General features: G+C 67.0%; 14 protein-coding genes. 3 read left to right on the top strand and 11 right to left on the bottom strand.

The genetic code is table 11. The annotated features are described in order from the left end of the window. Window positions 1-37 precede the first annotated feature (37 nt). From ACQR2C_RS11165 to ACQR2C_RS11150, 4 genes are all read right to left on the bottom strand, one after another. Window positions 38-964: a TauD/TfdA family dioxygenase gene (locus ACQR2C_RS11165; RefSeq protein ID WP_316180544.1), complete on the bottom strand. Its 927-nt coding sequence runs from the start codon at window positions 962-964 to the stop codon at window positions 38-40. Between the two features lie 122 nt (window positions 965-1,086). Beyond that, a complete protein-coding gene (locus ACQR2C_RS11160; RefSeq protein WP_434881124.1) occupies window positions 1,087-1,815 on the bottom strand; it encodes a thioesterase II family protein in 729 nt (242 codons plus the stop codon). Between the two features lie 20 nt (window positions 1,816-1,835). Further along, window positions 1,836-2,066 carry an MbtH family protein gene (locus tag ACQR2C_RS11155; RefSeq protein WP_315802938.1) on the bottom strand — a complete coding sequence of 77 codons (231 nt, stop codon included), beginning with the start codon at window positions 2,064-2,066 and terminating at the stop codon, window positions 1,836-1,838. Window positions 2,067-2,421: 355 nt separating this feature from the next. Next, window positions 2,422-4,716, bottom strand: coding sequence for a TonB-dependent siderophore receptor (locus ACQR2C_RS11150; protein ID WP_434881123.1), 2,295 nt, complete (start codon window positions 4,714-4,716; stop codon window positions 2,422-2,424). Window positions 4,717-4,968: 252 nt separating this feature from the next. On the opposite strand from ACQR2C_RS11150, the gene ACQR2C_RS11145 reads away from it, so the two are divergent. Then, window positions 4,969-5,313, top strand: coding sequence for a hypothetical protein (locus ACQR2C_RS11145; RefSeq protein ID WP_316180539.1), 345 nt, complete (start codon window positions 4,969-4,971; stop codon window positions 5,311-5,313). Between the two features lie 67 nt (window positions 5,314-5,380). Here the strand turns inward: ACQR2C_RS11145 and ACQR2C_RS11140 are convergent, their stop codons facing one another. The 7 genes from ACQR2C_RS11140 to ACQR2C_RS11110 form a co-directional block, all read right to left on the bottom strand. Beyond that, window positions 5,381-5,650: a hypothetical protein gene (locus ACQR2C_RS11140; RefSeq protein WP_316180537.1), complete on the bottom strand. Its 270-nt coding sequence runs from the start codon at window positions 5,648-5,650 to the stop codon at window positions 5,381-5,383. Then, window positions 5,647-6,777, bottom strand: a complete 1,131-nt coding sequence (locus ACQR2C_RS11135) for a PepSY-associated TM helix domain-containing protein (protein WP_316237946.1) — start codon at window positions 6,775-6,777, stop codon at window positions 5,647-5,649. The genes ACQR2C_RS11140 and ACQR2C_RS11135 overlap by 4 nt, the downstream gene beginning before the upstream one ends. A gap of 346 nt (window positions 6,778-7,123) precedes the next feature. Continuing rightward, on the bottom strand, window positions 7,124-8,575 hold the full coding sequence (locus ACQR2C_RS11130) for an aldehyde dehydrogenase (protein ID WP_316237920.1): 1,452 nt from the start codon (window positions 8,573-8,575) through the stop codon (window positions 7,124-7,126). Then, a complete protein-coding gene (locus ACQR2C_RS11125; protein ID WP_315802933.1) occupies window positions 8,572-9,330 on the bottom strand; it encodes an ABC transporter ATP-binding protein in 759 nt (252 codons plus the stop codon). Before ACQR2C_RS11125 ends, ACQR2C_RS11130 begins: the two co-directional genes overlap by 4 nt. Then, window positions 9,323-10,990 (bottom strand): branched-chain amino acid ABC transporter ATP-binding protein/permease, encoded by a 1,668-nt coding sequence (locus ACQR2C_RS11120; RefSeq protein WP_434881122.1) that lies wholly within the window; start codon window positions 10,988-10,990, stop codon window positions 9,323-9,325. The genes ACQR2C_RS11125 and ACQR2C_RS11120 overlap by 8 nt, the downstream gene beginning before the upstream one ends. Beyond that, window positions 10,987-11,862 (bottom strand): branched-chain amino acid ABC transporter permease, encoded by an 876-nt coding sequence (locus tag ACQR2C_RS11115; RefSeq protein WP_434881121.1) that lies wholly within the window; start codon window positions 11,860-11,862, stop codon window positions 10,987-10,989. Before ACQR2C_RS11115 ends, ACQR2C_RS11120 begins: the two co-directional genes overlap by 4 nt. 75 nt (window positions 11,863-11,937) lie before the next feature. Beyond that, a complete protein-coding gene (locus ACQR2C_RS11110; protein ID WP_434881120.1) occupies window positions 11,938-13,158 on the bottom strand; it encodes an amino acid ABC transporter substrate-binding protein in 1,221 nt (406 codons plus the stop codon). A 219-nt stretch (window positions 13,159-13,377) separates the two neighbouring features. On the opposite strand from ACQR2C_RS11110, the gene ACQR2C_RS11105 reads away from it, so the two are divergent. Next, on the top strand, window positions 13,378-14,271 hold the full coding sequence (locus ACQR2C_RS11105; protein WP_434838914.1) for a helix-turn-helix domain-containing protein: 894 nt from the start codon (window positions 13,378-13,380) through the stop codon (window positions 14,269-14,271). Between the two features lie 1,069 nt (window positions 14,272-15,340). Next, window positions 15,341-18,406: an ATP-binding protein gene (locus ACQR2C_RS11100; RefSeq protein ID WP_434881119.1), complete on the top strand. Its 3,066-nt coding sequence runs from the start codon at window positions 15,341-15,343 to the stop codon at window positions 18,404-18,406. Window positions 18,407-18,412: the final 6 nt, after the last annotated feature.

The following is an 18,412-nucleotide window of genomic DNA, read 5'->3' as shown; positions in this document are numbered from 1 at the left end:
GAAGGTCCGATCGCGGCTGGTGGTCGATTGCGCGGATTCAGTTCACGCGATGGGCCTGCGCCATCGCGACGATCACCCTGCGCGGCCCCTTGAACGGCTCGCGCGCGTGCGCAGTCAGCATGTTGTCGAGCATGACGACGTCGCCGGTCTGCCACGGGAAGACGATCTTGTGCCGGTCGAGCACGCGGCGGACCGTGGCCAGCGTCTCATCCTCGATCGGCGCACCATCGCCGTAGAACGCATTGCGCGGCAACTCGAGCGGATCGCCGACGATGTCGAGAAGACTCTCCCGAACCTCGGGCGCGAGGCTGGAGACGTGGAACAGATGCGCCTGATTGAACCACACCATGTCCCCGGTCACGGGATGCACCGCGGTCCCCTGGCAGACCTGCCGTGTCCGCAATTCGTCGCCATCCTTCCATTCGCAGGCGATGGCATGCGCGGCGCAATAGGCCTCGACCTCGGCCTTCGACTCCGTGCCGAACACCTGCCGCCAGTCGACGTCGAGACCGCTGCCATAGTTGCGGACATACATGACGCCGCGCTCGGCGAAACGGTTGCGGATCGCGGCAGGCATGTCGCGGTGGATGAGCCGGCTGTCGGCGACCGGCGTTTCGCCACCCTGCTGCGCCGCCTGCTCGCAATAGAACCAGATCTTCATCGGCCAGTCGCGCGTATAGGCCTGCTCGTTGTGCAGCGGGATGCTCTGGTGCGGCGGATATTCGGTCGATGTGTAGACGCCGGCGCTGACCTTCGATCGCGGCGTCGAGCCGAATTCGTAGGACAGCAGCGGATGGCCGAAGCTCGCGGCAAAGCTCCTGAACGCCTCGGCGCCATCGAGATGGAAGCCACGGAAGAGAATTCCGCCGCAGGCGTAGAGCTGACGCTCGATCATGTCGCGGACGTCGCTGACGGCCTCCATCAGCGGCTGCTGCTCGCGGCTGGCCCGCAGAAGGAACGGCAACGAATCTTGATCTACTTTAGATTGTGTTGCGAACATGACCTCTCCCCGTCTCCCGTCGATTTCAGCATCAAAGTCTCATCACCAGCCGGCTCGCCGGCTGGGCCACGCTTTCGGCACGCCGCTCAAGGCCCCACGCGAGCAACGGCGAGCTCCGGCCGGGCCGCGCGTGCCAGCAATGCGGCAAGGAGATTCAGCAGATCCGCCTGCCGGCTATGGATGAAGAAATGGTCGCCCGGCAACGTGTCGCGGCCGAACGCGCCGGAGGTCTCGGCCCGCCACGCCTCCAGCGCCTCGGCGCGCGTCTCGTCGAGATCGCCGCCGAACACGTGCAGCGGACAGGGCAACGGCTGGCGCCGCTGATAGACGTAGGTCCCGCATATCAGGAAGTCGGCCCGCAGGATCGGCAGCGCGCTGCGCATGATCTCCATGCTTTCGAACGCCTCCGGCGGTGTGCCGTTCAGCCTGAGAAGCTCGTCGCGCAACGCGTCGTCGCCGAGCGGCTCGCGCCAGCGGCTGCCGTCGCGCACGGCCGGCGCTTCCGTTCCGGACACGAGCAACATCTGCGGCCGCGGCGCACCGCGCGCGAGCAGCCGGTGCGCGAGCTCGAAGGCGAGCAAGCCGCCAAGACTGTGCCCGAACAGAGCGTAGGGCTGCGCCAACGGCGCCCCGATCAGTTCGGACGCGAGCTGATCGGCCAGCACGGCCGCATCCGTCTGCAGCGGCTCGTCCATCCGCGCCCCGCGTCCTGGCAGCTCCAGCGGCAGGACCTCGATCCAGGACGGAAGACCTCTCCTCCAGCGCGCGTAGACCATGGCGCTGCCGCCGGCATGGGGCAAACAGATCAGCCGCATGGCAGCCATCCTCCCTCGCTTCAGGATTCGGCAGAGGCCTGCGTGTTCTCCTGCATGAATTTCCGCAGCGAGAGCGGCCGCATGTCGGTCCACACCTGTTCGATATGGTCCAGACACTCCTTCTTGTTCCCGGTGACGCCTATGGCCGTCCACCCGTTCGGAATGTCCTTGAATGTCGGCCAGATTGAATATTGCTCTTCGTGATTCACGACGACGGTGAAGGTGACGTCGTCCCTGTCGAAGACCATCATGAGCGGCTACTCCCTACTAACAAGCGACGTTGATGAACTACGAGTAATGCAGTTGATAATGACAGTCAAAAGGATACCGCCGATCGAAGTTTTTAATCTCTCCAAGGTGACACGCAGGTGACGACTCAACATCTGGATGCATCGGCTTCAAGTCGGTGATTCCGGCGGCTCTACAGCAATTGCCGTGTAGTTCGGTGTTGAATCACGCTCCATTCGCTTGCCCGCCTTGGCATGCGCGCCACGGACCGCACGCTCTCCGTCGAATGGACATGCAACTCTACGCGTCGCTCCAACTAACCAAGCCGCCGCACATCTGCCGTGCGGCGGCCTGGTCGCCCTCATGTACGTCGACGCTTCAGAAGTTGAACGTCGTGGAAACGAGGTAGGTGCGCGGCGCGCCCAGCGTGATCACGCCACTATAGGCGGACGCCCAATAGGTCTTGTCGAACACGTTCTCGACGCTGGCGCGAACGATGATCGGCTTGCCGTTCCACGGCGAGGTGAACTTGTAGCGCGCGCCCAGGTCCACTCGCGTCCAATCTGGCAACGAGAGCGTATTGGTTGCGTTGACATATTGCGCGGCCGTGTAGACGACCCGGCCCGTCAGGGTCAGGTCGCGTGCGAACGGCGTGTCCCATTCGGCGCCGAGATTGACCGTCAGTTCGGGCACACCGATGGCGCGCTTGCCGTCCGTCGTGCCGCCTTGCGTCTTCTCCTGCACGCCGTGGGTGTAGGCCGCGCCTCCGAGCAGGCGCAGCTCCGGCGTGATCTCGCCGAACACGTTGAACTCAGCTCCGGTGTTTCGCTGCAAGCCGTTGAGCACCTGGGCGGGCAATGCCACCCCTGCCGTTGCGACGCTGATGATGCTCGGGCGCGAGATGTCGAAGGCGCTGAGCGTCGTCGTGATGCGGCCGAAATCGACCTTGATTCCGGTCTCCACCTGCTTGGTCTGCCCGGGTGGAAACACCGTGCCGACATTGCTGAAATTGCCGGTGACGACGGCCGGGGTCTGCAAACCCTCGATATAGTTGGCGTAGAGCGCGACCTGCTGGACCGGCTTGACGACGAGCGCATAGGCCGGCGTCCAAACCGAGGTGTCCGCGAACGGCCTGCTCGACCCCGGCGCGACGAAATTCGTTATCTCGGTCCCCGCGGTCTGGCGGCGCGCACCGACGGTCAGCTGGATCCTCTTGTCGAGAATGGACATCGTGTCGGAGACGCCGACGCTCCAGAGATTCGCGCCGACGATCTGATTGGCTGCCAGCGTCGACGAGAATCCCGGCAGCGCGATGTTCGAGGGATCACGATAGAGATTCCAAGGCGTCGCCGCCGACAGCGTCCCCGTGACCACACGCTGGGTATAGGTGCGATCGGTGACGGAGTAGCCGACATTGATGGCGTGGTTGACGGGCCCGGTGTCGGCGGTCAGCCGAAGGCCGGCTTCGCCCGCCAACGTCTCATAGGTCTCGCTCCCCGTAAGCGGGGTTCCGGTGAGAACGCCGTTATTGCCGAGAACCGGCGACGTATAGCGATAGTTGATGTTGCTGTCGTGATAGCCGAACCCTGCGTAGGCCGTGATGTGATCGCTGAGATCGACCTCGCCCTTGACCGTCGAGAAGAAATCGGTCGGCGCATAATAGGCCCACGGCATCTGGAAGTTGGTGCCGGACGGCGGCGGCGACGCGATGCTGGTCGTGGTCGGGCCGACCGTGAAGAAGCGAAGCGGCGGATTCAGCTTGTCCGCCTGATATCCGATATCGGCGTCGATGCGAACGTTCTCGCCGTGATAGTCGACCGCGAGGTGAGCATTTCCGAACTCGTCGGTCTGGCGGTCCCACGGCGTATTGCCGTTGGAATACTTGCTGTTGAGACGGACGCCCCACTCCTTGTGCTCGCCGTAGCGGCGGCTGACATCGACCTCCTCGCCGAACTGCGATCGCGACGCGAAGGTCGCCGTGAGTTGCGTGATGTCGGTGTCGGGCGCGTGCTTGGTGATGAGATTAACGCTGCCACCGACCGCACCGCCGCTCGAGGCGCCGGTGCCGCCGACCGTCATGCCGTTGAGCAGAGCCGCCGGCCCCTTGAGCAGCTCGACCCGCTCGATGAAATTGGCGCCCGTCGAATAATACGGCGCAATGCCGGCGAGGCCGTTCAAGGCGTAGTCGCCGCTGTCATAGTAGAAGCCGCGGATGAACAGGCTGTCGGCGCCGCCGCCGGCCGCCTGGATCGTCCGCACCGAGGGATCATTGATCAGCACGTCGCGAATCGTGCGGGCCTGCTGGTTCTGGATGAGCTGCGAGGTGAAGCTCGTCTGGTTGAAGGGCGTGTTCATGATGCCGCGGTTGCCGAGGAGTCCGAGGCCGCCGCCGCTGGCGACCTGGCCGCCGGCATAGGGCGACGGCGGCGCGCCGACTGTTCCCGTCGACGGCGTCACGTAGGCCACCGGGGCGGTCGGCGGCAGGTTGCGCGGCGCGACGCGGCGCTGCTGAGCGGTTCGCGTCGCGGTCGCCTGCGGTCTCGAGGCGGTCTGCCGGACTTTCGGCTTCGGCGCGTCGACGGTCACGTCGGGGAGCTTGGTCTGCGCGAAGGCCGGTTGAACGCCTCCGACATTCAGCGTGAGCGCCAATGAGCTCACAAGTCCCAACGACATCGTCAATCCAACGTCTTTATCCAAAATGCGACAAACCATCCTGACACCCCGATCATTCCAAGTTCCAACTCGGCTCGTCGGTGGTCCTAACACACAGGTATTTGAGGATGGCGTCGCGCGACGTAGAACCCGTCTAACGAGCGACAGTCTCGCCGAATCGGTCAGCTCAACAGATTGCCGCTACTACGAGATTTTTTTCCCGCCGCTTCTTTGAAGCCTTCCAAAGAAGCGCATGTCGCGCGGAAGGCCGACGTGATCGTGTCGGCTGATACAACTCAGGACACCAATCGTCTCGAACTCATCGAAATCATTTCGATCAATCGTACGATGATAACTAATCACATTGCCACTTTTGAATCAATCTTTGCGTTCAAATGCGCCGCATCTCCGCCGCGCCGCGCGCAGATCGGAGAGAGCATCGTGACCGTTGTATCTGTTTGTTTCCGGGGCGGAGAGACGCCGCTCGCGGCGGCGCTCACTGCGCGAGACCGATCACGCGCCGCCGACGCAGCGTGCGGCCATCGCGATGACGCGGCGCGCGAGAGAAGACGCGTAAGAGAAGAGATGCGTGGGATCGTTGGCCGGCCGAGCGCGTAGTCCCGCGGCCCGGATCGAGGTCAATGATGCGGGGCGTCTTCCGCCGACCGGCGGCGGACGTCAGCGCTCAGAGCGGCCCATCCTGCGTTCCGGCCTGAGCGCCCTGCGTTCCGGCCTTCGCGCCGCGGCTCCGTCTCGTGCCGTAGGCGAGCGACAACAGGATCGGAATCGACAGCCCGAGCCAGCACAGGCCATCCCACAGGCCGTCGCCGAACAGTCCGAAGGCGAGCCCGGCTGCGGCGACGAGGCCGATCAGCAGCGGCGCACGAAACACCTGCCAGGTCGAGAGTTGCGCGACGCGGGAGGACGGCGTCGCCGAGGCAGCGGAGGAGCTCATGTCGACACCACTGCCGGCGCGGCCGATGCCACGACACCTGACGCCTTCCTGCGGAAGCCCCAGCGCTTGGCGGCCCACAGATAGAGTCCACTGCACAACACGATGATCGTGATCACGTCGAGAACGGCCCAGATGATCTTCAGCGGCAAGCCGCCGTAGTCACCGAAGTGCAGCGGCCGCGATACCTGCAACGCGGTGAGGTACCAGGCGAGCTCGGGCACGACCATCTTGCTGCTGTCCTGGGCGTCGACCAGGACCGGCTTGAACATGCGCGCGGTGAACGGCGTGCGGCCCTTGGTCCAGATCATCAGGTGCTGCGGGCTGCCGAACCGCGTCGTCGTCGGCAGGGTGATGGACGTCACCAGCCGGTCCGGGAATGCGGTGCGGACGGCGCCGACGGCGGCCTCGATCGACTTTGCTTCCGCCAGCGGCTTGCCCTGATAGGGCGCGAGCAGCGCCGGCATGGTCTTTGCGCGCCAGAGGTCGAACAGCGGCACCGCCAGCGTGTTGATGGTGCCGGTCAGACCGACCGCGAGCGCCCAGCTCACCGTGACGATGCCGAGCAGATTGTGCAGGTCGAGCCATTTCAGCCGCGCCGAGCGATCCCGCACCGTGCCGAACTGCAGGCGCCGCATGAAGGGCCAGTAGACGACGACGCCCGAGACGATGGACGCCGCGAACACCAGTCCCATCAGTCCGAGAAAGAGCTCGCCCGGCAGGCCGGTGAACATGTCGCGGTGGATGCGCAGGATCACGTCCATGACGTCCTGATGCGGCGCCTCCTCGCCGAGCACGACGCCGGTGCGCGCATCAACGGTGAGCCGATGAAACTGCCCGGGCACCGGAATGGCGGTCGGCGACATCGCAACCACGATCAGCGGCTCCGCCTGCTTCAGGCTCACGAACAGCGCATGCTGCTGCGGCAACTGCTGCTTGGCCGCCGCGATCAGGCGGTCGAGCGGCAGCAGCGGCGTGTCGGCCGGCATCGCCGGCGCGGCGATCTCGTCCTCGAACAGATGATCGATTTCCTCATGGAAGATCAGCGGAAGCCCGGTCAGGCACAGCATCAGCAGGAAGATCATGCTGATCAGCGACGTCCACGTATGAACCTGAACCCACAGCCGCATGCGCTCGAACCCACCCTTCGTCATCGACGTTGCACGTGTTGAGCCGAACGTCCGGCAAGAGAAGGGCCGCAGCAAACTGAATCGATCTAAAGCCGTTGGAATTTCTTTAAAGTAGCGCGCCTGTCTGCCGCAACCAGCGGAGCTGCAACGTGAATTTCGATCGCACCTCGCACCATCGATGCCCGGCGGGGGCGCGTCTCACCGCCGCGACGTCGCGCGCCGACGTCGCTGCTGCCGATGTCTCGGACACAGTTCGAATCGTTTCCGCGCATGGCCGCGCGGAATGCAACCGGCTCCGGCTGCATCCGACGATGCGCCAGAGCCGGGCCACGGATGAGTTCCCGCCTCAGAATGGGTAGTGCCGCTCGCCGGTCTGCACCGTGATCCAGCGCAGCTCGGTGAACTCGTCGATCGCGGCCTTGCCGCCGAAGCGGCCATAGCCGGAGGCCTTGACGCCGCCGAACGGCATCTGCGGCTCGTCATGCACCGTCGGCGCGTTGACGTGGCAGATGCCGGATTCGATCCGCTTGGCGACAGCGATCGCGCGAGCGATGTCGCGGCCGAACACCGCCGACGACAGGCCATATTCGGTGTCGTTGGCGACGCGCACGGCCTCGTCGACGCCGCTGACGCGCACGACGGTGACGACGGGACCAAAACTCTCCTCGCCATAGATGCGCATCGCCGGCGTGACGTGATCGACGATGGTCGCGGGCATGATCGTGCCGCTGCCGCGGCCGCCAGCCGCCAGCACCGCGCCCTTGGCCACCGCGTCCTCGATCAGGCCGCCGACACGGTCGCAGGCGGCGGCGCTGACCAGCGAGCCCAGCACCACATCGCCCTTGCGCGGATCTCCGTAAGGCAGGCTGTTGGCCTTGGCGGCGAACTTCGCGACGAATGCATCCGCCACCTTGTCGTCGACCACGATGCGCTCGGTCGACATGCAGATCTGGCCCTGGTTCATGAAGGCGCCGAACGCGGCAGCATTCACCGCGGCGTCGAGATCGGCGTCGTCGAGAATGACGAGCGGCGCCTTGCCGCCGAGCTCGAGCAGCGCGCGCTTCAATTGCCTGGCACAGGCCATGGCGATGAGACGGCCGACGCGGGTCGAGCCGGTGAAGTTGACACGGCGGATCGCGGGATGGGCGATCAGCGCCTCGACCACGGCCTGCGCATCCTCGGGCGCGTTGGTCACGACGTTGACGACGCCGTCGCCGAGACCGCCTTCGGCCAGGCACGCGCCGATCAGCCGATGCACGCCCGGGCTCATCTCCGAGGCCTTCAGCACCACGGTGTTGCCGCAAGCGAGCGGCATCGCCACCGAGCGGACACCGAGGATGACCGGCGCATTCCACGGCGCGATGCCGAGCACGACGCCGACCGGCTGGCGATGCGCCAGCGCGATGTTGTCGGGCACGTCGGTCGGAATCACCTCGCCCGCGATCTGCGTCGTCATCGCCGCGGCCTCGCGCAGCATGCCCTCGGCGAGATGCACGTTGAAGCCGGCCCAGCCCGCGGTGGCGCCGGTCTCGGCCATCATCAGCGCGACGAACTCCGGTGCATTGCGCGCCAGCGCATCGGCTGCCGCATTGAGCCGCTTGCGGCGTTCGCCAGGGCCGAGCCGGGACCACGCCGGAAACGCCGCCGCGGCGGCATCGGCGGCGCGCAGCGCGTCGTCGATCGACGCCGCCGCGACGATGGTTGCGATCTCGCCGCTGATCGGATTGAGGCGCTGGAAGGTGCGCTGATTGGTGGCGGACTGATCCTTGCCGCCAATCAGGAGATTGATCGCGTTCATGGAAGACTCCCGGATTCGCTGGAGGTTGCTGGAGATTTCGGCGCGCGCGACTGGCCGAGATAGGCGCGCTGGATGTCGGGATTGTTCTTCATCTCGGATGCCGCGCCTTCGCCGGCATTGCGCCCCTGCTCGATCAGGTAGACGCGGTCGGCGATGTCCAGGCTGGCGCGCGCGTTCTGCTCGACCATCAGGATGCCGACGCCGTCGCCGCGGATCGTCTTGAGCGCCCGGAACACCTCGCGGCTCAAGAGCGGCGACAGTCCGAGCGACGGCTCGTCGAGCAGCAGCAGCTCGGGCCGCGACATCAGCGCGCGGCCGATCGCGACCATCTGCTGCTCGCCGCCGCTCATGGTCCTCACGGCCTGGCTCATGCGCTCGGTGAGGCGCGGAAACAGTTGCAGCACGTGCGCGAGCCGCGCGGCCTCGCCGTCGCGGGCGCGCGCCGGATAGGCGCCGAGCTGGAGGTTCTCGGCGACGGTGAGATCGCCGAAGACGCCGCGGCCTTCCGGCACCAGCGCGATGCCGCGCTCGACGATCAGATGCGGCGCGAGCGAGGCGATGTCCGTCCCGCCGAGCCGGATCACGGCCCCGGGCGACGGCCGGATCAGTCCCGCGATCGCCTTCAGCAGGGTCGACTTGCCGGCGCCATTGGCGCCGAGGATGGCGACGATCTCGCCGCGCGCGACCTCGAGCGCGACGTCGGTGAGCGCCTGGTGCTTGCCATAGGCATGCGACAGCCGCGTGATCTCAAGCATCGGGCTCTCCGAGATAGGCCGTGATCACGGTGGGATCGGCGAGCACCTCGCCCGGCGTGCCGCGCGCGATCACGTTGCCGGCGCTCATCACGACGCAGCGGTCGCACAGCGCGCGGATCGCATCCATCACGTGCTCGACCATCACGATGGTGATGCCGCGGTCGCGCAGGGAGGCGATCAGCCCGATGCCGGTCTCGAGCTCGGTCGGATTGAGCCCGGCCAGCCATTCGTCGAGCAGCACAACACGCGGATGCAACGCCAGCGCGCGGGCGAGCTCCAGCCGCTTCTGGTCGATGTAAGTGAGATCGCCCGCCAGCATCTCCGCCATGCCATCGAGGCCGACCAGGGCGAGCAGCTCATGGATCGATTCCGCGGCCGCACCGGTCTGGCGCGTGCGGAACAACGCCGACGCCGCGACATTCTCGGCGACCGTCAGGTCCGGCATCACCCGCACCAACTGGAAGGTGCGGGCAAGCCCGAGCCGCGCGATCCGGTGGGCGGCCATGCCGTTGATGACGGTGCCGTCGAAGCGGATGGTGCCGTCCGACGGCACCAGCGCGCCGGAGAGCATGTTGAGCAGCGTCGTCTTGCCGGAGCCGTTGGGACCGATGACGCCGAGGATCTCGCCGGCGCGGACGTCGAGACTGACCTTGTCGACGGCGCGCAGGCCGCCGAAGGATTTGCCGACGGTCTCGGCGATGAGCAGCGTTCCGCCCTGCTCCGGCTTGGCGCCGGCGACCTTGGGCTCGCGCCGCCAGACCCGATCGACCACCCCGATCACGCCCTTCGGGAGCGCCATCACGATGCCGATGAAGACGAGGCCGAGCACGATGCTGAAATGGTTCGGCAGCGCGGCTGTCAGCACCTCGAACAGCAGCACCAGCGGGATGACGCCGAGCACCGGGCCGATCAGCGAGCCGGCGCCGCCGAGCAGCGCCATGATCACGACCTGGAACGAGATCATCGGATTGAAGGCGATCGCCGGATCGATATAGGTCCAGCGCGGCGCCATGATCGCCCCGGTCACCGACATGAACATCGCGCTGAGGATGAGGACCCCGAGCTTCACCGCCGTCGCATCGATGCCGGAATGGCGCGCGGCGGTCTCGTCGGCGCCGATCGCGCGCAGCGCGAGGCCATAGCGCGAGCGCGTCAGCAGAAAGCCCGTGAGGAAGACCAGCGCCGTCAGCGCGCAGAGCTGCCAGTACAGCATCTCCTGGGTGATGTCGCTGAACAAATAGCGGCCGACCGATTTGTGGATGTTGACCTCGTACCAGATCACGAGCTGGCGGATCAGCTCGGCCAGGCCGAACGAGAAGATGATGAAGTAGATGCCGGACAGCCGCAGCGTCGACAGGCCGGTGATGGCCGCGACGACGGCGCCGACACCCGCAGCGGTCATCAGTTGCAGCGGCCAGCTCAGCGTCTCGCCCGTCGCCGCCGCCGTATAGGCGCCGATGCCGAAGAACGCAGCCGTCGCCAGCGAGACGTAGCGGGTCGGTCCGGAAAACATGGCCCAGGCGGTTGCCAGCACGGTGAAATAGAGAATGCTGATGCCGAGCGCGAGATAGTAGCCGTTGGCATAGAGCGGCAGCGTGACCGCTGCGGCAACGCCGACGAGCCCGATGCACCAGGCGAGAATCTTGCCAGGGCTGATCACGACGCCGCCTTTCCGAACAGTCCGGTCGGCCGGATCAGCAGCACGGCGAGAAACATCGCAAACGTCGCGGCCAAGGTCAGCCCGGGATCGACCAGCCGCGCCACCGCGGTCTCGACGACGCCGAGCAGCAGCCCTGCGGCCAGCGCGCCCATGACATTGCCGACGCCCCCCATGATCACGACCACCAGCGCCTTCATCGTGAAGACGACGCCCATCGAGGCGTTGAAGGTGAGGAACATGCTGACGAGCACCCCGCCGGCGGCGACCAGTCCACCACCGAACGCAAACGCCAGTCCTGCGAGCCAAGCGACATCGATGCCGACGAGCCGCGCGGCATCGGCATCGACCGCGACGGCACGCACGGCCGTACCGATCCTCGTCCGCGTCAGCGCGAGATAGACGCCGGTGCCGATCAGCGCGGCGAAACCGAGCGCCACCAGCCGGTTCACCGCGAGCGTCGAGCCGAGCACCGTCACGGGAATGGAGAGATAGCTGTAGCTGTAATACTGCCCGCCAAAAGCGACCAGCATGATGCCCTGGATCACGAACAGCACGCCGAAGGTGACGAGGATGCTGTCGACCTCCTGGGCACCGGCGTCCTTGCCGCGGCGGATCAGGCGCTGCAGCAACAGCCTGTAGAGCAGCCAGTTCAGCAGTCCCGCGGCGGGCATCGCGAGCAGCAGCGCCAGCAGCGGACTCAGTTGCAGGCCGGAATAGAGCGACAGCGTGCCGAACGCGGCCGCGACCAGCGACTCGCCATAGGACAGGTTCATGATGCGCGCCACGCCATATTGCAGCGTCAGGCCGAGCGCGATCAGGGCATACATGCCCCCCAGCACCAGACCGGGCAGCAGGATGTCGAACAGCAGCATGGGATGGTGCCTCTTGCGCGAGGCCCGCGGACGCGCGCATTGACGCGCGTCCGCAAGCTCACGACCTCGTTCCGGCTATTTCCACTCGGGCTTCGGCACGACCGCGGCGCGTGCGCCGGGCAGCGAGGCCGGCGCCAGGGCGTAGAACTCGCCGTTCTGCCACTGGCCGACGCTCCAGACCTCCTGCAGCAGGCCGTCCTTCAGCTTCACCTTGCCGATGATGGTGTCGAAAGAGCCCTCGCGGATCTCCTTGGCGACCGCGGTACGGTCGACCTTGCCGACCTTCTCGATCGCCTGCTGCAGCACCTGCAGGCTGGCATAGGTGATCGGGCTCGCCCAGCGATCCGGCTCCTGCCCGGTCGCCGCCTTGTGGCGGGCGAGATAGTCCTTGAGCGCGGGCGAGTCGGCGTTCCAGCCGCCGATGCCCATCACGCCGTCGCTGCCCGCGCCGAACTTGCCCTTGAACAGCGGGAACGCCGTGCCGACGCCGACATAGAAGACCTTCGGATTGTACTTGAGCAGTTGCGCCTGCTCGGTCAGCCCGATCGTATCCGGCGGATAGCTGAAGGCGACGAAGGCATCGGCTTTGCTCGCGATCGCATCCTTGAGCAGCGGCTGCAGATCCTGCGAGCCCATCGGATAGGTCTTGTCGTAGGCGACGGTCAGTCCGGCCTTCTTGAAAGCCTCGCGCCCGGCGGCGGCCAGCTCGATGCCGAACTGATCGGCGACGCTGACCATCGCGACGGTGCCGCCGATCTTGCCCTCGCTCTTCAGCTTGCCGAGCAGCTCGGCGAGCCCGTTGGAGATCTGCGCCGACGTGCCGAGCCAGAAGGTGGCATTAGCCCAGCGCTTGGCGAGCTCTGGCGCCTTGTCGGTCACCGACGTCACCGCGAGATGCGGATAGCCGAGCCGGTTCAAGGTCGGACCGACCGCAAGGTTGAGACCGGTGCCCCAGGGCGGCAGGATGAAGTCGACCTTGTCCTGGTTGGCGAGGCGCTCGATCGCCTTCACCGCCTCTTCCGACGAGCTGCGGTCGTCATATTCGACGATCTCGACCGGCAGCCGCTTGTCGCCGAGCTTGATGCCGCCGGCCGCGTTCACGTCCTTCACCCAGAGCTGATAGTTCGGCAGCGTGGTGATGCCGGCGCCGCCGGCATAGGGGCCGGTCTTCGAGATCGCATAGCCGATGCGGATCTTGTCCTGTGTCTGGGCCTGCGCGGCCGATACGGCAAAGCCGGCTGCGATCGCCGCCGCTCCCGCGATCCGTAGCACCTGACGACGGTTGGTCGAAGTCATGTCCTTGTCCTCCTCCCATGTTCACGCGCGCGGACCGCGCGGGTGAATCGGTGACGTTCCTCTGCCCCGGCGTCGTCCGCGGTTTTTTGTTTGCGGTCGTCGGGACTTGACGAGGGAAACACCGCAAGCTTGGGTGGCGCAATGGACAGTTCCGGCAAAAGAGTGCACTTTTCTGGGGCGACGACTGCGCGTAATGCCGCGCCTCGGACGCTGCCGCCGGTGGCTCGCGGCACCCCGGCAGCGCTCGGCGCCGAAGCCATTCCCACGCATTTCGAGGCACGGCGCTGGGCCCTGCGCTCGGATGCCGCGCGGCCGTTCGTCCACCTGCTCTGCCTCTCCGCCGGGGCTGCCTCGGCGCGCTTCGCCGATGACGAAATCCAGACCTGGTCCGGTCCGGCGCTGGTCTGGCTGCCGGCGGGAGAGGCCGAGCATCTCGACGTCGCGGCCGGCTCGGCCGGCCATCTCCTGCGGCTGCGCTCCGGGCTCTGGCACCGCCACCTGCCCTCCTCCGCCGAGCCCGCCTATCTCGACCTCGCAGGCACCGAGGCCGTCCTGGCCTTCTCGGTCACGGCCGAGTTCGCCGCGGTCATCGCGCGCTCGATGGCGGCGATCGCAGCCGAGATCGAAAATCCGTCACGGCGCGGCGCGGCCTCGATCACGTCATCGGAGCTGACCCTGTGCGTGCTGCGCTTCTGGCGGCTGTTTGCCGACGACAGCGCCGGCGAGGCGCAGGGCTCCAGCGCCGAGATCCTGAGCCGCTTTCGCCGGCTCGTCGAGGAACGCTTTCATCAGCAACTGCGGGTCGCCGACTACGCTGCGCTGCTCGGCGTGACGCCGGATCGCCTGCACGCGCTGTGCACCCGGGTGCTGCAGCGGTCACCGAGCGCGCTGATTCAGCAACGCGTCATTCAGGAGGCGGCGACCCGGCTCGAAACCACCACCGCGACGATCAAGCAGATCGCCTTCGCGCTCGGCTTCAAGGACAGCGCCTATTTCAACCGCTTCTTCGTCAGGCACACCGGCCAATCACCGGGCGCGTGGCGCAAGGGCGTTTCGTCGCAGCGGACCAAAGGCCAGCCGCGGGCCATCCTCAACTTCGCCGACTGGCCGTGACGGAGCGGCGCAGCCAGGCGCCTCGGTCGTCCTCCTTGTCGGTCCAGGACGACGCGTCAGCGTCGGACCAGAAAATCCCGAGGTTCGGACGAGCGGCGCAATCGTTGGATGCTCGATGCGCCGAGAAACTGATTTCCGCTGCGCGATCAAGCTGATTTGGCCTGTCCAGTCCCGGCGCCGAAAATATTTCTCTTTCGTTTTTCCGAAAATCATGGTTCTATTCCTACATCCCGTCTCGAGCTGAGGGGCGTATCGCGGTCGTCACGACATGCGAGGCGGGGAGCGGTGGGCGTGGTGGATTGCAGCGCGGGTTGCTCGCGCCGACGAACAATTCGCCACGCACGGTCAAGTCGCGCGGTCCTGATATCCCGATGCTGATATCAACTCACGTCGAGGCCCTGGCTTCGCGTGGGGATGGTGGCCAGAAAGCCCGGCGCACCAGGGAGAACGCGAAGCAGCCGTTCAACCATCGCGCAGGGAGGGCCGGGTTTCCGGCTGACCTGTGGTACCTGCCGCCTGCATTTTTTTCGCAGGCGGGCCACGGGCCTCAGTCGAGGTCCGGCCTTCCCTGCGCCCTCACGCTTTCCGAGGGCCTCACGACGCATCACCCGGACGGGCCATCCGCCGCGGGATCGCGCGATCATGCGCGCCTTTCCGCAAGCGAGGCGGCCTGATGCTTCCACATTGATGTCAAATCGTCGCAGGCTTGAACGGTCCCGCCGGCATCGAGGACACCCGAGGGAGCCGTCCGACATCGTTCCCCCCTCCCCGGAGCGACCGCGAGCAATCCGGCACCGTTGCTACTCTGCCACGAATGCGCTATGAGTTGAACATGATCAGCCGGTCCTGGTCGCACTCGAAATGCCAGTACCGCAAACCGATGCTTCGCGCTCGGCGCGCGACGTCGGTCGATACGGGCGCCGCGATCGCGCCCTCATCGCAAGCTCCGCGCTTCGCGCTCATTCGCATTCCGTAGTCGTGTCCGGGAGCCCGAACGCAGATGGATTGTGAAACCTGTGGTCGGCCCAATCCACCGGGCTCGGACGTCTGCGGCGGGTGTGGCGGGGCGTTGCGACAGCCGTCATCCGATACGACGACGAGCTCGCGCCTGCTCGGCATGCATCGCGCCGAGCGGCGGCAGGTCACGGCGCTGATCTGCGATCTCGTCGGCTCCGTCTCGCTCACGGTCAGGCTCGATCCGGAAGATATGACCAGCGTCATCGACGCCTTCCTGACGACCTGCGAAAACGTCATCGGCCACCATGGCGGCGCCATCACGCAATATGCCGGCGACGGCGTGCTCGCCTATTTCGGCTATCCGCGCGCGGGTGAAGACGATGCAGCCACCGCGATCCGCGCCGCCATCGCGCTGCGCGACGCCGTCGGCCGGCTCGAGGCCCCGCATGGACAGAAGCTGCGCCTGCGCATCGGCATCGCCACCGGCCTCGTCGTGGTCAGCGACCTCCTGCCCCGCGCCGACGGCCGCCCGGTCGACATCGTCGGCGAGACGCCGAATCTGGCGGCGCGGCTGCAATCGATCGCCGCCCCCGACAGCATCGTCGTGGCCCGGACGACCGAGCGCATCGCGCGCGGCATGTTCGACTTCCGCGATCTCGGCACGTTCGCGCTGAAGGGATTCGCCGCACCGGTCGAGGCGTTCGAGGTGCTGGAGGAAGCCGCCGTCGCGAGCCGTTTCCACGCCCGCATTCGCGGCGAAAGCTCCCCTCTGGTCGGGCGCGACCAGGAGCTGGCGCGTCTGTTCGATTGCTGGGCGGCGGCGCGGTTCGGCAGCGGACAGGTGGTGCTGCTCCATGGCGAGCCGGGCATCGGCAAGTCGCGGCTGGTCGAGGAGCTGCGTCGGCGCGTGGCCGACGTCTCCCAGCTGCAGATGATCTGGCACTGCAGCCCCACCCGTTGTGACAGCGTGCTGTATCCGATCTCGGAGCAGCTCGCGCTCATCGCCGGCTTCGACCGCTCCGACGGCGCAGCGACGCGTCGCGACAAGCTCGATCGCTTCATGAACGCGCACGGCGTCGGCGACGCCACGGCGCGCGCCGTGCTCGCCGATATCCTGGGCGTCGCTCCCGAGCCGGACAGTCCGTTGCAGACGATGACCGTCGAGAAGCGCTCGGAGGTCACGCGGGAGACGCTGCTCCGGCTGATCGACATGATGGTGCCGACCGGGCCCGCGCTGCTGGTGCTGGAAGACGCGCATTGGAGCGACACGACCACGCTCGAGCTGCTCGATCGGGCGATCCGGCGCGCCGCACAACGCCGCTGGCTGATCGTGGTCACGGCCCGGCTCGAATATGAGCCGCCCTGGGCCGGGAGCCCGCAGGTCACGCGGCTCCCGCTCGGGCGATTGAGTCACGGCGACGCCGAGCGGATCTGCACCCATGTGGCCGCTTCGGCCGCGCTGCCGGCAGCGACGCTGCGCCAGATCGTCAGCCGTGGCGAAGGCATTCCGCTATTCCTGGAAGAGCTGGCGAAGTACGTCGTCGAAGCCTCCGCGGCGCCCGCACGGGACGGCCATGCGAGCGTGGCCATTCCTGCCTCGCTGCAGGACTCCCTGGTTGCGCGGCTCGACCGATTGGGGCCGGCGCGCCGGATTGCCAATCTCGGCGCCGCCATCGGTCGCCGCTTCAGCTATGATCTGTTGTCGGCCATCGTGGCGGAGCCCGAAGCCAGGCTCGGCGAGAGCCTGGATCAGCTCGTCAAGTCCGGCCTCGTGGAGAGCAGCGGCGCGCCGCCCGACGGCCTCTACACGTTCAAGCACGCGTTGATCCGCGACGCCGCCTACGAGTCCCTGCTCCGGCGCGAACGCCAGACATTGCATGGCAGGATCGCCGCGGTGCTGCGCGATCGCTTTCCCGAGACGCGGGACACCGAGCCGGAGTTGCTGGCCTACCATTTCACCGAGAGCGGCGCGATCGCCGAAGCCATCCCGCTATGGGCGGCCGCGGGCCGGCGCGCCGCCTCGCGCGCCGCGCATGTCGAAGCGGCGCGACATCTGCAAACGGCGCTCGACCTGCTGCGTCATCAATCCGCCGACGGCGAGCGCGCCGACTTGGAGCTCGAGCTCCTGATCGGGCTTGCCGTCAGCCTCGCCGCCTCGCGCGGCTACACCGTGCCCGAGGTCGGCAAGGCGCTGTCCGAGGCACGGGCGATCTGCGACGCACTCGGCAACACCGCCGGCCTGTTCGCCGTGCTGCGCGGCATCTGCAGTTTCCTGATCATCGCGGGCGATCTCGACGGTGCCGAGGAGATGGCGCATCTGTGCCTGGGAATCGGCGAGCAGACCGGCCTTCCCGAGCACCGCATCGAGAGCGGCGTTGCGTTGGGCTACATTCTCTTCGCCAGAGGCGACCTCCCCGCCGCGCGCCGGCTGCTGGCCGCCGCGGTGCAGCTCTATCAGGCGTCGGACGGCGCGCGGCTGCCGCAACTGTCCTCGCAGGATCCGCTGGTCGCCGCCCAGGCCTCGCTGCTGCAGGTGCTGCATGCGATGGGCGACGACGCTGGTGCGGCCGCGGTCGCCAGCGATCTCATCGCGCATGCGCGCCGGCTCGGACGTCCGTTCGACCTCGCCTGGGCGCTGTCGTGGCTCGCCTTCTATCAGCTCGCACGCGGCGACTACGAGGATGTCCTCCTCGCCACCGAGGAAGCCCTGACCATCTGCCGCGACCATGGCTATCCGCTCTATCAGCTGGTGGCGGGCAGCCTGCAGGCGCACGCCCGCGGCCATCTCGGCAGGAATCCAGACGAGGCGCTGGCGGCGGCGTGCGAGGCGCTGCCGGCGTTCCAGACGCTCGGCATGATGCATTTCTCCTGCTTCTATCTCGGCGAGGTCGCCGGCCTGCAACTGATCGTCGGCAACACGGCCGAGGCGATGCAGACGATCGATGCGGCGATCGACGCCGCGCGGCGCTATGGCGACGGCTATTTCCTGTCGCCGCTGCATCGGCGGCGCGCCGAGATCCTGGCCGCCGTTCCGGATCATGCGCCGGGCCAGGTGACGGCCGCGCTGCGCGAGGCCGTCACGGTGGCCGAGGCGCAGGGCGCGGCGGCGTTCCTGCGCCGGGCGGCGGCGCGGCTCGCCGCCGTCGATGATGACGCGCCGAGGCGACAATCGGCGTGACGACCT

It is taken from the genome of Bradyrhizobium sp. HKCCYLRH3061 (genome assembly GCF_051168015.1).
Taxonomy (GTDB): Bacteria; Pseudomonadota; Alphaproteobacteria; order Rhizobiales; family Xanthobacteraceae; genus Bradyrhizobium.
The sequence above is the reverse complement of the archived record's forward strand: the minus strand, read 5'-3'. Positions and strand labels throughout refer to the sequence as shown.

Excerpts from the sequence above, each read along its gene's own strand:
- ACQR2C_RS11115 (WP_434881121.1), bottom strand. The coding sequence starts at position 11,862 with ATGCTGCTGTTCGACATCCTGCTGCCCGGTCTGGTGCTGGGGGGCATG.
- ACQR2C_RS11135 (WP_316237946.1), bottom strand. The coding sequence starts at position 6,777 with ATGCGGCTGTGGGTTCAGGTTCATACGTGGACGTCGCTGATCAGCATG.
- ACQR2C_RS11130 (WP_316237920.1), bottom strand. The coding sequence starts at position 8,575 with ATGAACGCGATCAATCTCCTGATTGGCGGCAAGGATCAGTCCGCCACC.
- ACQR2C_RS11140 (WP_316180537.1), bottom strand. The coding sequence starts at position 5,650 with ATGAGCTCCTCCGCTGCCTCGGCGACGCCGTCCTCCCGCGTCGCGCAA.
- ACQR2C_RS11150 (WP_434881123.1), bottom strand. The coding sequence starts at position 4,716 with ATGTCGTTGGGACTTGTGAGCTCATTGGCGCTCACGCTGAATGTCGGA.
- ACQR2C_RS11155 (WP_315802938.1), bottom strand. The coding sequence starts at position 2,066 with ATGATGGTCTTCGACAGGGACGACGTCACCTTCACCGTCGTCGTGAAT.
- ACQR2C_RS11160 (WP_434881124.1), bottom strand. The coding sequence starts at position 1,815 with ATGCGGCTGATCTGTTTGCCCCATGCCGGCGGCAGCGCCATGGTCTAC.
- ACQR2C_RS11110 (WP_434881120.1), bottom strand. The coding sequence starts at position 13,158 with ATGACTTCGACCAACCGTCGTCAGGTGCTACGGATCGCGGGAGCGGCG.
- ACQR2C_RS11125 (WP_315802933.1), bottom strand. The coding sequence starts at position 9,330 with ATGCTTGAGATCACGCGGCTGTCGCATGCCTATGGCAAGCACCAGGCG.